The organism is Arthrobacter sp. 9V, from assembly GCF_902506065.1.
Taxonomy (GTDB): domain Bacteria; phylum Actinomycetota; class Actinomycetes; order Actinomycetales; family Micrococcaceae; genus Arthrobacter.
The window spans coordinates 2,677,255-2,691,318 of sequence record NZ_LR732912.1 but is presented as its reverse complement, the minus strand read 5'-3'; the positions used below and the strand labels follow the sequence as shown (position 1 = coordinate 2,691,318).

At 57.2% G+C, this 14,064-nt stretch carries 15 protein-coding genes; 9 read left to right on the top strand and 6 right to left on the bottom strand.

The genetic code is table 11. The features are described from left to right. Positions 1-181 precede the first annotated feature (181 nt). Together BACI9J_RS12420 and BACI9J_RS12415 are read left to right on the top strand one after the other, a co-directional pair. Positions 182-556 (top strand): DUF948 domain-containing protein, encoded by a 375-nt coding sequence (locus BACI9J_RS12420; RefSeq protein ID WP_159734657.1) that lies wholly within the window; start codon positions 182-184, stop codon positions 554-556. Between the two features lie 34 nt (positions 557-590). Further along, entirely contained in the window at positions 591-809 is a 219-nt protein-coding gene (locus tag BACI9J_RS12415; protein WP_159734656.1) for a hypothetical protein, read from the top strand. A 529-nt stretch (positions 810-1,338) separates the two neighbouring features. On the opposite strand, the gene BACI9J_RS24770 is transcribed toward BACI9J_RS12415, so the two are convergent. Further along, on the bottom strand, positions 1,339-1,536 hold the full coding sequence (locus BACI9J_RS24770; protein WP_442858640.1) for a Mu transposase domain-containing protein: 198 nt from the start codon (positions 1,534-1,536) through the stop codon (positions 1,339-1,341). Positions 1,537-1,833: 297 nt separating this feature from the next. On the opposite strand from BACI9J_RS24770, the gene BACI9J_RS12410 reads away from it, so the two are divergent. Then, positions 1,834-2,001, top strand: coding sequence for a hypothetical protein (locus BACI9J_RS12410; RefSeq protein WP_159734655.1), 168 nt, complete (start codon positions 1,834-1,836; stop codon positions 1,999-2,001). Between the two features lie 781 nt (positions 2,002-2,782). On the opposite strand, the gene kdhB is transcribed toward BACI9J_RS12410, so the two are convergent. The 3 genes from kdhB to BACI9J_RS12395 all read right to left on the bottom strand — a co-directional run bounded on the left by kdhB (position 2,783) and on the right by BACI9J_RS12395 (position 5,496). Next, positions 2,783-3,271, bottom strand: a complete 489-nt coding sequence (gene kdhB, locus BACI9J_RS12405; RefSeq protein ID WP_159734654.1) for a 6-hydroxypseudooxynicotine dehydrogenase complex subunit beta — start codon at positions 3,269-3,271, stop codon at positions 2,783-2,785. 2 nt (positions 3,272-3,273) lie between these two features. Continuing rightward, complete coding sequence (gene kdhA / locus BACI9J_RS12400; protein WP_159734653.1) at positions 3,274-4,161, bottom strand: 6-hydroxypseudooxynicotine dehydrogenase complex subunit alpha; 888 nt, start codon at positions 4,159-4,161, stop codon at positions 3,274-3,276. 144 nt (positions 4,162-4,305) lie between these two features. Further along, on the bottom strand, positions 4,306-5,496 hold the full coding sequence (locus BACI9J_RS12395; RefSeq protein ID WP_159734652.1) for a PucR family transcriptional regulator: 1,191 nt from the start codon (positions 5,494-5,496) through the stop codon (positions 4,306-4,308). Positions 5,497-5,558: 62 nt separating this feature from the next. Between BACI9J_RS12395 and BACI9J_RS12390 the strand changes: the two genes are divergently transcribed. Beyond that, positions 5,559-6,785 (top strand): PucR family transcriptional regulator, encoded by a 1,227-nt coding sequence (locus BACI9J_RS12390; protein WP_159734651.1) that lies wholly within the window; start codon positions 5,559-5,561, stop codon positions 6,783-6,785. A 37-nt stretch (positions 6,786-6,822) separates the two neighbouring features. Here the strand turns inward: BACI9J_RS12390 and BACI9J_RS12385 are convergent, their stop codons facing one another. Both BACI9J_RS12385 and BACI9J_RS12380 read right to left on the bottom strand, forming a co-directional pair. Further along, positions 6,823-7,173, bottom strand: a complete 351-nt coding sequence (locus tag BACI9J_RS12385) for a cupin domain-containing protein (RefSeq protein ID WP_159734650.1) — start codon at positions 7,171-7,173, stop codon at positions 6,823-6,825. Then, complete coding sequence (locus BACI9J_RS12380; RefSeq protein ID WP_159734649.1) at positions 7,166-8,269, bottom strand: 2,6-dihydropseudooxynicotine hydrolase; 1,104 nt, start codon at positions 8,267-8,269, stop codon at positions 7,166-7,168. The genes BACI9J_RS12385 and BACI9J_RS12380 overlap by 8 nt, the downstream gene beginning before the upstream one ends. Before the next feature lie 164 nt (positions 8,270-8,433). On the opposite strand from BACI9J_RS12380, the gene kdhC reads away from it, so the two are divergent. The 5 genes from kdhC to BACI9J_RS12355 all read left to right on the top strand — a co-directional run bounded on the left by kdhC (position 8,434) and on the right by BACI9J_RS12355 (position 14,061). After that, entirely contained in the window at positions 8,434-10,815 is a 2,382-nt protein-coding gene (kdhC, locus tag BACI9J_RS12375; protein WP_159734648.1) for a 6-hydroxypseudooxynicotine dehydrogenase complex subunit gamma, read from the top strand. A 95-nt stretch (positions 10,816-10,910) separates the two neighbouring features. Then, the gene (locus tag BACI9J_RS12370) at positions 10,911-11,219 is read left to right on the top strand and encodes a Dabb family protein (protein ID WP_159734647.1); all 309 of its coding nucleotides are present in this window, start codon (positions 10,911-10,913) and stop codon (positions 11,217-11,219) included. Next, positions 11,216-12,148, top strand: coding sequence for a cyclase family protein (locus BACI9J_RS12365; protein ID WP_159734646.1), 933 nt, complete (start codon positions 11,216-11,218; stop codon positions 12,146-12,148). The genes BACI9J_RS12370 and BACI9J_RS12365 overlap by 4 nt, the downstream gene beginning before the upstream one ends. Continuing rightward, on the top strand, positions 12,145-13,338 hold the full coding sequence (locus BACI9J_RS12360) for an FAD binding domain-containing protein (protein ID WP_159734645.1): 1,194 nt from the start codon (positions 12,145-12,147) through the stop codon (positions 13,336-13,338). The genes BACI9J_RS12365 and BACI9J_RS12360 overlap by 4 nt, the downstream gene beginning before the upstream one ends. Positions 13,339-13,350: 12 nt before the next feature. After that, on the top strand, positions 13,351-14,061 hold the full coding sequence (locus tag BACI9J_RS12355; protein ID WP_159734644.1) for an SRPBCC family protein: 711 nt from the start codon (positions 13,351-13,353) through the stop codon (positions 14,059-14,061). Positions 14,062-14,064 lie beyond the last annotated feature (3 nt).

Genomic DNA, 14,064 nt, shown 5'->3' with positions numbered 1-14,064 from the left:
TGCGGGCGAAATTGTCTTATTGATTTCCGGCAAGGATCTCGAGGAGAATTTGCCATCCCCGTCGGGAGACCAGCGTGTGGACTGCAAATCACCAAAAACGACAGTCGATGCAGCAAGAGCCGCCGCTTTGTGTGCGTACTTGCGGTGTAACAGCCCAAAACAAATGAGGAGATGAAGGACTATGTCTGGTGGTGCAATTGCAGGTCTTATTGCTGCTGGCGTGTTCGCAATTCTAGTATTGCTGCTCGCCGTGCCCATTTTGAAGCTGGGTAAAGTGCTCGACGAGGTGGTGACAGCCATCAAGGCCATGAGCGACGGCGCCACGCCGCTCCTGGACGAGGTTACGGCCACCGTCTCTACCACACACCAACAACTCAAGAAGGTAGACGGCATATCGACAAACGTTTCGGATGCTAGCGCAAATATCTCTGCGCTATCGTCCGTGATTGCCGCCGCAATAGGGTCCCCGCTGATCAAGGTGGTGGCTTTCAGCCACGGCGTGAGCAAGGCACTAGCGGACCGTACGAAACCCACCGCCCGACGCCGCGCTAAATAGGAACGAGACTGCCGTGATAAGACGACTCGCCTGCATGGGAATCGGTGTCGCCGTTGGCATGATCGCATGCCGGAAGGTCAACGAAGCAATGTCAGCACTGGGACCGAAAGGACTAAACCGGGCCGTAAGTCAGGTGGTAGACGAGGCGTCCGAGTTCAGCAACGTTCTTCGAACCGAGATGCGGACACGAGAAATAGAACTGCGGGCTGCCCTTAACGTCGACTGGACCAACACGCAGCCCATGGTCCGGTAAGACCGGGATGTATTCAGCGGAACAGGCCATAGTTCCCTACCTAGAAAAGCAAACTGCACCGCCAGGCCATCCTGCACGTTCCATTGCAGACCCAGAGGGCTAGCGCAGTTCCCTGCGTGCTAATCACGTCCTGTGTGTGACGGGCGGTTGTCCACAGCGGCGGGCCAGGAAGGCCGCTCCAGTTCGGGCTCTTGGAGTATGCCCGGGATTGCGCTTACGCCCTTCCATCCAATTCCGCACCTGCCAGGTCTGGCTGCGATGTACGGTAGCTTCTCCACTCAACTTTCAATATCTCCGGCGGCCCTGGCAGGGGATGGGGCTCTTGAGGCTTCCCGGGCGACGACCTCTCGGGAGAGAACCGCGGCTGTGTATTCCTCATGAGTCCAGCCGGGCCTCCCGAGCTTGGCTTGCGATCCTCTCCGCCGCTTCCATCGCTTAGGTCATCAGGCGAGCTTCACGTCATTGAAAACGACCCCGAGCCTCCGGTCGTGGTCCGCAAGATCCCGCAGCCCGGCCGTGGCCCCAAGATCTAGGGTGGCTTCCTAAGCTGCGTCCGGTCAGGGTAATGGTGACGGTCTCCACGGCCTGCTATGACATCGACGGACTTTCCAATTGGCTGCGGAAGAACGGAGTAGTCGTTGGATCCCATTCGAACGAAGTAGTCGCGCGGGAGTCGGACCCGCGCGGTGACTTCGGTCACGGGCGCAACCGTCGGTAGCGCCGGCATTGCTGCTTTATTCAGGCCGATCAGCGATCGGGCGCCGGTCCGTCGGACCAACCGGGCATTGGCTTTGGCATCCACCGGGAGGCACAGACGGTGAAATAGGGCGAGTTGAGGGATGGGGCGGGCCCAAAGGAAGTCTCCAGGAACTGGTTGGCCCGCTTCGCCATGCCCTTGCTCTCCGGATCCTAGGTCTGAACTGCACTATCTTGGCCGCGGTAACCCCAGCGAACACCCTCGACGCCTGCGGAGTAGCTGTTCCGGCGTCCGATGCCGTTTTCATTTGTCCCAGATCAGTCGCCGTTGACACCGCGGAACCGCGCCCAGGGATTCGATCGGATTCCACATCCCCGCCAGCAGGTCATCGGTCACCGGGACGGGATCACCCGGCCCATGATGAAGCGTGAACGCGAGGACACCAGCACCGGCAGCATCCGGGGTTTGCCTGCGCCGACGGGTATCCGCGCCTAGGGGAAGCACAGGTCGCACTGCGCCTAATAGCAGGGTTCGTAACTCATTCGGTCAGCAGGTCCGCCGGGGCGTACATCGGCTGGATCCGGCCACGTTCTCACGGAACCATGCCGGGGGACCCGCACCAGCCCACCCGCTCGGTCGGCCAGAACGTTGCCTGCATCGTGCTGGTTCTCATTCAACAGCGCACGAATAGCTGGTTCCACCGCTTTAATCCTGGAGTCCTCCGACGCCCGCACGTATCCCGGCGGCCCGTCAGCCCTGACAGCTTTCTCGACGGTGGTCCCGGGAGATAGCCAACCGCGCTGCTATCGACCTCATTGTCTCGGCAAGGTGCGACCGCGGAGTAAGCGTCCTATCCTCAACTGTTATCCCCTACCCAATCAGTTCGAACAGGCGGCCCGGTTTTCGACCGCCAGCGAAACTGAGTTCTATCCGGCATCGAGCGCTCACTAGCCAGGGGACTTAACCTCGACGGCATGCCAAAGCCGCAGGGAATGCGTGGCTGCGCATACCCCGCGGCTAGACAATCCAGCGAGAGTGATAAAACGGGAGGGTTCGTGCTCCGATTTTTTGATTCGGGCGCACCGCAGTTCCCCCGCGTAGCCCCGGTAAGGCGTCCTGAGCCGTACCCGGGGCGCCGTACCACGAGTGATTTGCCATCGCGCCACTCCTCAAACTCACGAGGAATCGAGATCACTTCGTCGGTCATCCCGTATGACAGTTCCGACAGGCTAAGCGATTGCTGCCCATCGCACTGTCCTGCGTGGAGAAGATCTCATTAGGGTTGAATGCCGTGATTTCTACACGCAAAAGCGTCAACTGTGGCCTCAACGATCTGTTGGTAGCCTGTGCATCGGCATATGTTCCCTGAAATGGCCTCTCGGGCCGTTGCAGCATCCATCGTAACGTCGTCATCGTCGTATAGAGGCTTGAGCGTCATGAGAAAGCCTGCGGTACAGAAACCGCACTGCAGTGCATGACATTTCGAAAAGGAGCTTTGCAGCGGGTGAAGGTCACCCTCCTGCTGAAGGCTCTCGACTGTTTCAATTCGAGCGTCGTGAGCCTGAACTGCCAGCGTCGTGCATGAGCGCACAGGCTGCCCGTTCATCAGAACTGTGCATGAGCCACAGACTCCGTGCTCACAACCTACACGTGTGCCCTTGAGTTGCAGGTCATCACGCAGAAAATCCGCGAGCAGCCGACGAGGTTCAACATCGGCCTCGTGGTTGACTCCATTTACTTCAAGTTTAAGGTGAAACGCGTTCATCGTTAATCCATGCTTTCCATTGTCGGTGTCGCGCGATGAACGGCCTGTGTCAAGGTTCGTTCGACGAGGGTACGAATGACCTCCCGGCGGTAGGCGGAAGTGCCATGCACGGTGGAGACCGGCTCAAGGTCGTTCACTGCGGCCTTGGCTGCCGCGGCGATATCTGTTGTAGTGAGTTCGCCGTCTATGAGTAGACTTTCGGCGTCATTACAGCGGATCGCCGTGGAACCGCCCCCTAAGACGGTGATCCTTGCACTCACGCATCGCCCGTGGTCGTCCAACGTGACCATTGAGGCAGCGCCTCCAATGGCGTAGTCGCCGTGTCTGCGTGAGAATTCATCAAAAGCAGCCCCTGTCCGCGCGGGCGGCATGGGTACGCTGACTTCGACGATAATTTCGTCAGGAAGGATGCTTGAAACGAAATGGGACACGAGAAGGTCCTTGATTGGAATCCTTCGTTCGCCACGAAGCGACATCGCCGTGACGTGGGCGTCGAGTGCCAGGAGGACAACTGGCAATTCGGCGGCGGCGTCGGCATGTGCAAGCGAGCCACCGATCGTTCCCCGTGTGCGAATCTGCGGATGGGCTATCCAAGCCGCAGCTTCTGGCAGGAGCGGAAGGTTCTGCAGGATCGTCTTTGAGGTAATCAGTTTCGCATGGCGCGTTAGGGCGCCAATTTTCACCGTCTGGTCAACTTTTTTGATATTGGCCAGCCCGGGCACGCGGTTGATGTCAATCAATAGTGACGGACGTGCCATTCGGAAGTTCAGGAGTGGGACCAGACTTTGTCCGCCGGCGATGATTTTTGCGTCATCTCCCCCATCCGCCAAGAGGTGGAGCGCATGCTCGACCGAATCAGCAACAACATAGTCGAAAGAAGGTGGCTTCACAGGCTGTGCCGCCTGCCGCGGTCATTGTTCATGTCACTACCTTGCCCTTAGACGAAGGTTCTCCGCTCTGCGTCATGCGACAAATCTTGGCTCCGTCCTACGCAGAACCGACAATTGGGGGATTCGTCGTACAGTCTTGGAAATCTACGTCATGGAATTCTTGGATTCAGCAATGGACCTCAACAGCCGGTGAAGCCGTAGCGCAACAAGGAGCTCAACATGGCGCTCTGCCACGTCGACTCCAAGTCTTTCCTCAACGGACTTCAGTCGGTAGGCCACAGTGCGCTCATGGACCTGGAGAGCCGCTGCCGCCGCGACAGCGTTGCAACCAGATGCAAAATAGGCAGTTAGCGTCTCGCAGAGTACGTCTCTTCGAGGGTCACTGAGCAGAGGGCCTAATTGCTGAGCGACCAAGTCACGAACGGCCTGCATGTTGGTCACGAACACCGATTCCAAGGCCACATCGGCGTATACTGTTAGCTGTTTTCCTGTTAGTCGTCCTACCTTGTAGGCACGCCAGGCTCGTTGATGACTGCGTCTGAAGCCGGCGAACCCCTTATCAAGGGTCCCCAAAGCCAAATGGACTCCACGCGGAAGTTCCATTGCAGCGAGTGTTTCAACAAAATCAAGGTTGCCCTTAAGTGCCAACCACCCGAGGAACGCCCCACCTGTACTCTCCAGCACCAACCGTTCGTCAGTTTTGAGCTCGATGCCGACACGTTCAATAGTGCCTTTTGGGTCCTCGCCCCAAGCGACTACGGACAGATGCTGCGCTTCAAACGGGTACGCTGCTCCAGGGCGGGCGCTACGGCGACCCGCGATGAAGTCGCGCAGCTCCGACCTAAGCCGATGGTCCTCTGATTTATAGAAGAAGCGATGCTGTTCTGAACGGTAAGCGTCAATGACGTTGGCAACAACGACGTCGTGCCAATCATGTTGACGACCGGATACCCACTTCTGTACTTCCAATTGCTCCGAAGCATCCGGGATGAGCGTGGTGGTAAGGTCCAGCAGAACATCCCACATGGCTGATTGCAGCACACGATACGTATGGATGAGTTCGAGCAGGTCAGCGCCGGCCTGAGCTGCGGCCCGTGCTTCCAGGGTGGCTTCGGCAAGAAAGTTGTCAGCTGGCTCTTTTTCGCCAGCAAGGCCCCTGCTCATGGACTGAAGAGCAGCGGTAAGCCGCTCAGATCGCCGTAGGGCAAGTGCAGGGTCCAGGCCCACACCAGTCTGAGCGTCGTCATTCATACGACGAGCCATGGACTCGGAGAGCTGGTCTATATCTGCTGCTATTGCGTCCGAAATTGCGGACAAGTGCTGTGTCTGAATCATGATCCTAGTTCGTCAGCTTCGCAACCTTCGGCTCAAGCCGACTCTGTTGGTAGTCTCAGTGTATGACTATTGAGGAAGGGCTGGTTGAACTTTCGGTTGCCGTCAAGGCAAGAATTCCTGAAATTTACGACTGTATCCGTGCCAGACTCCAGTACGCCTATGAAGGCTACTCATCGACGACCCGCAACTCCTCGCTGACCACAGCCGAGTCCGAGACTGTTGCCGCGTCGCTTCGTGATGTCCTCGAATACATTGGACAGGACAGGGTGGGAGATGTCAGAGCATCCAACGAAACCCTTCGCGAGGTTCAATTGGCAGCGAGGGCAGGGGTCGACCTTCAGCACTTGCTGAAGGGATCTCGAGCCGCCCAGGCGGCATTGTGGGAATTTGTGCTGGAGGAAGCCCACCGAACTATCCCAGACCCCACACAACGATCCAAAGTTCTTCGGCATGCCAGTGCAAGCCACTTCGCTTGGAACGATAAAGTGACCGCCTCCATTATTGAGACTTATCAGATGGAGACCACTTCATTTTCCAGACAAAGCCAGAATCGTCGGAAGCTTTCAACGTTGAGGGCGCTCCTGGCAGGGCTACCGATCGATTCAACAGTGTTTTCCTATAACCTCTCAGGTCGGCATCTGGCTGCGGTCGTCTCGGGAGAAGGCGTCGAATCTATCGCCAGGACACTCGGAAGCGCAGCACGGATCCGTCCGTTGGTAATCACTGCTGAAGACGAGACCGGCTACATCTGGGTCGAATGGTCCAGTCGCATGCCACCCCCTCAAGAAGCTGTCCGCGGCTTAACCCTGCCGAAAGGTACCCGCGTTTCATTTGGATCAGTGAGCGAAGCGTTGGAAGGATTCGCGGTCTCTCACCGACAAGCCCTTGAATCCGATTTGGTGGCCCAGAAACTTGGGAGGCAGATAACGTGGTACGACGAAGTGATGCTAGAGGCCTTGGCCATGCGGGATTTGGCCGCCGTCTCGGCTTTCATTTCTGACGAGTTGGGGGATCTTGGTTCGCACCAAGACCCCCCAAACAGGCTGGTCGAGACCCTCGAAGCCTATTTCGCCTCGGGACAAAACGCAGCGTCAGCTGCCTCGCGCCTGGGCGTTCACAGCAGAACTATCGCTTACCGTCTAAAGATCATTGAGGGCAAAATAGGTTCCGCCGGATTGCTACGGGACGAGTTGCCCGTTGCCATCAGGCTCTCCAGAATGGTCGATGCAATGAAGTTGGAGCCAGGGGCCCCAGCGGATTCGCCGGGGCTCCCGCTTCCTGCGCATTAGAAGGTTTCTGCCCCTTGGACAACGCCACCCAAAAGACCTACTCGACCAAGAACCAAATTTCCTTGAAGGGCTCGTGGAACACCCAAGTGGAAGTGTGTCCCTTAGGTAGGAACACTAAGTCACCTACTGTCACGAGTACGCCCTCTTGGCCGGCAAGACTGAGCGTTGCAGAGCCTTCGACAACATAGATAATCTCGTTGTCGGTCAGCTCGTATGTCGTGGTACACGGCTGCGAGGTGAAGATACCTGTGCCGAACTGAGGAGAGGACCTTCGTTCGAACAGGGTATAACCGTGACCGTCAGGGTTGCCCTCATGAATGGTGACACCCTCCGGCTGCCATGACTCGAGCGCTGCGGTGCCTGCGCTGACTTTCAGGATCTTAGACATGGTGATCCCATCCAGTCGTTGAAGGGACGGGGTTTTTGCCGTCCACCAGAACATCCTGCAGCCAATCTGCCATATCAAGACGGGGACGCAAGCCCAGGTTGTGACAGCAGTGATCGCCGTCTTTTTCGACTACGAGAGTCAAAACTTCCGGTGGAACAAGGCCGAGGATTGTATCAATAAATGTCAGCGGAACCTCGTCGTGCACCCCGTGCAGTACATACGTGGGGCAGGCCAAGTTCTGCAAGACGTGCCTGGTTTCAAGTGACGCGTGAACGTGTTCCCGCGCCTCTTCCAGAGTGTCAACCTTGGAGACGTACTTCCAACTCTCCTTGGTCAGTGGAGTTTCGAGGTCCCAGTAGTCCAAGTCAGAGAAGCCGCCCCAAGAAATGCAGGCAGCGAGCCGGGGCTCACATGCTGCTGACTTGAGCGCGTAGTTGCCTCCGAGGCTGCGACCCAGTACTCCGATTGCATCTGCACGGACGGTTTCCAGCCCGCTCAGGAAGTCCACGACAGCGGAGGTGTATTTTTCATAGTCACCGGAAATTCGCTTGTGTTCAAACATTTCGCCTTGCCCCGGACCGTCGAAAGTGGCCGTGGCCATTCCGCGTGCGAGGACCAGATTCTCCATCTGGTAGCTTTCTTCCTTGGTGCTTTCCAAGCCTCCCAGCATAATGACAGCCGGGTGAGGTCCAGGGCCTTCTGGAAAGCGGACGTAGACAGGCATGGGGATACCATCAACGACCAGTTCGTGACGTTCGGCGGCTGGGGACAAGAGCGGTGCAGCTTTCTGGTACAGCTCGACCTTCCTTGCCTGCCCCTTCTGCCTGCGGTCGTCGAACCAGAGGAATTGAGCGTACTGCGCGCAAAGTGAAGCCGACATGAGGAACTCCCCGGCGGACAGGGTGTGGCCGAGGGCTACCTTTTTCTCTGCTTCTCTCTCATATTCACTTGCGAGGTTCATCCAGTAGTCGAACCAGGTCACCTCGGTGGGACGATCGCGGGCGCCAACCATGTCCGAGTAGGAAACGCCGTCCAGAATGAGACGCCCCCAGTTCAGCATTTCATCCTCAGGCTTTAGTGGTGAAGTTACAGCCATACTGCTATCTCCTATAGTCAATTTCCGATACCCTGCGCAAGGGCCTGAGGAACGATCATGCTACGGAAGCATGGCTAGGGCGCCTACTAAGTGCGAATACTTGGGTCTCCTTTTTGTCAATGCCTGAACATCCCGCCCGGACCTGCCGGTGACATACTGGGCGCATGATGGCAAAGGCTAAAGCGCTCACTTCTGACAGCAGTCCGTCCGGCGGGGAGTCTAAGAACAGGCAGGCATGGATCGGGCAAGGGGTTCTGCGGCGGGAAGACCGTCGCCTCCTCACTGGGACAGCGACGTTCGCTGGTGACCTGAATGTGCCCGGGCAACTTCACATGAGAATCGTCCGCTCGACTCATGCACATGCGCGGATTCTGTCCGTGGACGTGGCAGAGGCCGAAAAGATTCCAGGCGTACGGATGGTAATAACCTCAGAGCACACTCGGCATCTGGGGTCAATTCTCTTGGAGGAGGTGGGCTACCACGAGATCTACGAAAACATTGAGGACTTTAGTCATCCTGTACTGGCCGTGGACAAGGTGCAGTATGTAGGGCAGCCAGTCGTTGCCGTGCTTGCCACCAATCCCTACATTGCCGAAGACGCAGCTGAGTTAGTTTCCATTGAATACGATCCCCTCCCAGTTCTCCTTGACCCGGAAGAAGCCCTGCACGGGGATATCAAACTCTTCCCGCGTGGTAACGAAGGTGCCTGCATCAAAAAGAAATATGGTGACATCGAGAAGGCATTCGCCGAGGCTGCCCACGTTACTAAGCACAAGTACGTCACTAACCGGCATTCGGGTGTGCCCATGGAAACTCGAGCAATCATGGTGCAACCTGACCCCGCAAGGGACACTCTGTTCATATGGGGAACCGTGCATGTTCACGACAACCGAAGAATCATCGCAAAAATGCTGAACCTTCCCGAGGTCAACGTCCGTATGAAGCATGTTGAAATTGGCGGGAACTTCGGAGTGAAGGGTGGAGTATTCCCGGAGAATGTTATTGCCGCCTGGGCCGCCAGGTCGCTGGGCATGCCGATCAAGTGGGTCGAGGATCGCAATGAGCACATGGTTACTGCGTCCCATGCTCGGGAGATGGTGCACATTCTTGAACTCGCACTCGACGCCGAAGGCAAGATTCTTGGAATGAAGGACGAGATCTTTCACAATCACGGCGCCTATTTCAGGCAGGCAGAACCACTGGTCAGTGACATCACGGCCGGAATTGTGTTCGGCCCGTATCGCATCCCAACTTACGACGCTACCCTTCATGCCGTCTTTACCAACAAGACTCCCGTAGGTGCTTACCGTGCACCTGGCCGGTATGAAGCCACCTTTGCCCGTGAGCGGATATTCGATTTGGCCGCTGAAGAGATCGGTATGAGTACTGCTGAGTTCCGGCGGCGAAACCTCCTGATTGAAGAGGACCTCCCTTGGGCTCCCGGTCTCGATATCGTCCATGAGCCTTACCACTTCGACTCCGGCGATGTAGTCAAACACTTCGGGGAAGCTCTGGAGGCGGCAAACTGGTCAGAGTGGCTTGAAGAATGCGAGCAACTGCGTGCCCAAGGGCGCAAAGTCGGTGTGGGCATGGGCATCCTCATGGACAAGGCCGGCTTGGGACTTTTCGAGACAGGCGGAGTTGAAGTCAGTAGTGCAGGCCGGGTTACAGTCACGACAGGTGGCTCTTCAGTCGGGCAAGGCATCGAAACGGTTTTGGCTCAAATCGTCGCAGAGGAGCTTCAGATCGCTCCCGAGAACATCGATATCGTGCATACCGATACCGAGCTTGTCCCAGAGGGTGTTGGCTCCTGGTCGAGCCGTTCCACGGTGATGGCGGGTGGCGCAGCGCGCAAGGCAGCCCTCGCGGTCGTGGAAAAGGCCAAACGACTGGCCAGCGAAATGCTGGAAGTGGATCCTGATGATCTTGAACTAGTTGCAGGCAGTTTCAAGGTAAAGGGCGCTGATAAGCAGATATCCATGTTCGACATCGCAGCCGCACGGGACCCATGGACCGCAGCGTTGGAAGATGACCGCCCTGGCCTCGCCGTTGATTCCATTTACTTGAACAACGCCATGAATTACCCCTACGGCGTGACACTCGTGCAGATCGAGGTTGATCCTGGTACTGGCGGCCATAAGATCCTTCGCTTCTTTACCTCCACGGAAGCCGGCAAAGTGATCAACCCGTTGACCACTAGGGGCCAAATTGTGGGTGCCGCCGTTCAGGGCATTGGCGGAGCGCTCTACGAAGAATTTCTCTATGAGGAGGACGGGCAGCCCATTACGACCTCGTTCATGGACTATTTGTTGCCAGGCGCGCAGGAGATGCCGGACGTGCAGTGCTTTGTCACTGAGGATGCCAAATCGCCAGACAACCCCTTCGGCGCCAAGGGCCTCGGCGAAGTTGGTTTGATTGCCGTAGGAGCGGCCGTCGCAGCTGCCGTAGATGACGCGATTGCAGACGGTACCCACATCGACCGTCTGCCAATCACGCCCGAGCAGATCTTCAGGCGCTGTCAAGGTTTGAACAAAGCAGAACTCTAACTTGTGTCTTCCGCCACTGGGACTTGATCGATGCTCTTACGAAACTGATCAGACCAACAAGCCCGTTGTCCCCAAACTCTATGAAAGGTCCACTGATGACCAAGGTACGACACGTATTTGCATGGCGGGTTGCCGAAGGCAACAGCCAGGAGGAAATCGTAGAAATCCTCAACACCCTTCCTCCGCGTCTGAACATCATTCAAGGATGGGAGATCGGAACACACTCCGGCGACCCTGGTGACAACGGTGCGCCGTGGGATGGTGTCCTAATTTCTGACTTTGCAAGCTGGGCAGACCTGGACACGTACTCCACAGATCCATTCCACCTTGAGGTAGTCGCGACTCTCATGCCCATGTTCGCTGACAGGGCAGTAGTTGATTACCAGATCGAGGACGCGGTATGAGTAACACTGCCAACGTGAGGGTCAGCACGAGCCCTTGGGGACCCGATGATGAGCGGGGCGCACTCAATCTGCTCAACGATTCGGTTCGTGCAGACGTTCTGCAGCGTGCCGACTCATCCAAGGTTTACGACCTGAGCGTGGACTACTTTGTCGGCATGCCCAGCTTCCAGGGAGCCGGAGATCCCAGCTATCAGATTTTCATGAGCCACACTCCACAAGGGACGCTCATCGACAACCTAAACCATGTCGGTGACGACATCAACAGGCACGTTTGCTATTCCGGCGACGTTGTGTTCATGTACACACACACCGGCACGCACATTGACGCCCTGAATCACTTTGGCGTTGACGGGGAAATCTACAATGGATACAAACCCGAGGAGCACCTCGGGAGCCGGACCTGGAACAAAGCAGGTGCGGAAACCATCCCTCCGATCATCACTCGTGGCGTGTTGCTGGACATCGCTGGTCTGAAAAAAGTCGATTGCCTGCCGGACTCATACGCCATTACCGTGGCGGACGTCCAAGAGGCTCTCGATAAGGCAGGACTGACATTGCAGGCCGGGGATGTGCCATTCGTACGTACTGGGCGTATGCGCTTCTGGCCGGACGGAACCAAAACCCTAGGCAACCCTCCAGGTCTTAGCTTGGAGGCTGCGCGGTGGCTTACAAGCCAAGACATTTCGGCTATCGGCGCAGACCAAGAATGCGTCGAAGTCGGCCCGTCCCAACACGAGGACAACTGGCTCCCTGGACACACGCACTTCCTGGCAGAAGCCGGCGTGCCGATGGTGGAACTACTGAATCTTGAGGACCTGGCGGCCGACGGCGTAGGCGAATTCTGTCTCATTGCCGCTCCAATCCGCCTCCGCGGAGCGAGCGGCGCCCCGATGCGTCCACTCGCCATGGCACTAAGGCCCACAGCATGAGCGCAACTACTGATCGCATCGCCATTGTCGGAGGATCTATTTCAGGTCTGACAGCAGCCCTGATGCTCCGGGATGCTGGCATCGAAGTCGACGTATACGAACGGTCTCCCCAGCCTCTTTCGGGTTTCGGAACTGGCATCGTGGTTCAGCCTGAACTCGTTCGTTACATCCTCGAACAGGGCATTGAACTGGAGTCCCTGAGTGTTCCTTCATCGTCAATGGAGTATGTCGACGCGCTGACCGGAACCAAGTTCGGGTCTGTCCCGGCAGAGTGGCGATTCACGAGTTACGACTCCGTGTACGGGGCGCTCTATAAGTTGTTTGGCCCGGATCGCTACCACACCAGTAAGTGTCTCGTCGGACTCGACCAGGACTCTGATGGGGTTGTAATGCGCTTCGCGGACGGCACCGAGTCCGAAACGGACTGGCTGATCGCCGCAGATGGCGGCGCTTCGGTTGTCAGAAAGCGGCTCTTGGGAATCGAGCCGCAGTATGCCGGTTACGTGACTTGGCGGGGCTTGCTTCAGCCAGGTGAAGTTTCAGATGAGGTCTGGGATTACTTCGATGGCAAGTTTACTTACGGGCTGCTCGAAGACGGTCATCTCATCGCCTACCCCATCCCCGGCGGAGAGCAGACGGAGTCACCGCGACTGAACTTTCAGTGGTACTGGAACGTCGCTGAAGGTAATGACATCGATGAACTGATGACAGACATTCGGGGCATCCGGCTTCCAACGTCGGTACACAACAACTCACTGAATCCCCACAACCTTCGCCAGTTCCACAGCAGGGGAGAACGTCTTTTCGCGCCTTTCAGCGCACTTGTTCTAAATGCACCTTCTCCGTTCGTGACAGTTGTGGCTGACGCCACGGTGGACCACATGGTTCACGGCCGCATCGTGCTGATTGGAGATGCGGCTGTAACTCCCCGTCCACACGCTGCCGCGGGTGGTGCCAAAGCATGCGACGATGCGCGGACCCTCGCAGAAGTGTTCGCGAAAAATGACGATCTGCCCAAGGCCCTGCAAGCCTGGGAATCTCGCCAATTGCGGCAAGGCAATGGGTATCTGCAGAAGGTACAGACGATGGCCGCCAGCCTGCAGCATGGTGGGCCGTTCGAACCCGGTAATCCTGCATTTGCGTTTGGCTTGCCCAAAGTAGACACAACATCCGTTCTCGATAGTTATTAAGGAATACCCAACATGGAGATGACGAACTCTTTCAATGTCCCCGTCCCCCCGGAGGAGGCATGGCCTGTATTGCTGGATCTCGAACGGATTGCGCCGATGCTTCCTGGAGCTTCCATCACTAGCGTTGACGGTGAGGAGTATGAGGGCAAAGCAAAGATCAAGGTCGGTCCAATCACCGCCGAATATGTCGGTGTTGCTCGCTTCATAGAGGTCGACGAAAAAGGCCGGCGCGCAGTCATCCAGGCACGTGCTAAGGATGCCCGTGGACAAGGCAACATGACAGCGACCATTACCGCTCGCCTTGAACCCGAAGCCAATGGAGCCACAGTCATCGTGGAAACAGAGCTTGATATGACGGGCAAAATCGCGCAGTTCGGGCGAGGCGTTATCAACGAAGCGGCGACTGCTATCCTCGGAGTCTTTGCCCAGAGGCTCGCCGTAGAAATGACCGGCGGGAGCGGACAGGCCAGCGGCCCGGCTACCGAAGTAGCCAAAAGCGAAGCGGGTGCAGGCGCGGAACTTCGGCGCGCGCCCCAGACAGAGCCAGAAGCGCTAGACCTCATCAAACTTGCCAAGGAAACACGAGCAGGCAAGAAGAGCCAGTCAGCGGAAGCACAAAGCCAGTCGCTGGGTCCGTGGCTGCCCACTCTCGTTTCTGTAGTAGCAGCCTTGATAGCGGTCTTCGCTGCAGGCGTTGCCTCCGGGCGTACCCGTAGGTCCTGAGCC

Coding starts and splice junctions, on each gene's coding strand:
- BACI9J_RS12420 (WP_159734657.1), top strand. CDS start 182: ATGTCTGGTGGTGCAATTGCAGGTCTTATTGCTGCTGGCGTGTTCGCA.
- BACI9J_RS12415 (WP_159734656.1), top strand. CDS start 591: ATGGGAATCGGTGTCGCCGTTGGCATGATCGCATGCCGGAAGGTCAAC.
- BACI9J_RS24770 (WP_442858640.1), bottom strand. CDS start 1,536: ATGCCGGCGCTACCGACGGTTGCGCCCGTGACCGAAGTCACCGCGCGG.
- kdhB (WP_159734654.1), bottom strand. CDS start 3,271: ATGAACGCGTTTCACCTTAAACTTGAAGTAAATGGAGTCAACCACGAG.
- BACI9J_RS12395 (WP_159734652.1), bottom strand. CDS start 5,496: ATGATTCAGACACAGCACTTGTCCGCAATTTCGGACGCAATAGCAGCA.
- BACI9J_RS12390 (WP_159734651.1), top strand. CDS start 5,559: ATGACTATTGAGGAAGGGCTGGTTGAACTTTCGGTTGCCGTCAAGGCA.
- BACI9J_RS12385 (WP_159734650.1), bottom strand. CDS start 7,173: ATGTCTAAGATCCTGAAAGTCAGCGCAGGCACCGCAGCGCTCGAGTCA.
- BACI9J_RS12380 (WP_159734649.1), bottom strand. CDS start 8,269: ATGGCTGTAACTTCACCACTAAAGCCTGAGGATGAAATGCTGAACTGG.
- kdhC (WP_159734648.1), top strand. CDS start 8,434: ATGATGGCAAAGGCTAAAGCGCTCACTTCTGACAGCAGTCCGTCCGGC.
- BACI9J_RS12370 (WP_159734647.1), top strand. CDS start 10,911: ATGACCAAGGTACGACACGTATTTGCATGGCGGGTTGCCGAAGGCAAC.
- BACI9J_RS12365 (WP_159734646.1), top strand. CDS start 11,216: ATGAGTAACACTGCCAACGTGAGGGTCAGCACGAGCCCTTGGGGACCC.
- BACI9J_RS12360 (WP_159734645.1), top strand. CDS start 12,145: ATGAGCGCAACTACTGATCGCATCGCCATTGTCGGAGGATCTATTTCA.
- BACI9J_RS12355 (WP_159734644.1), top strand. CDS start 13,351: ATGGAGATGACGAACTCTTTCAATGTCCCCGTCCCCCCGGAGGAGGCA.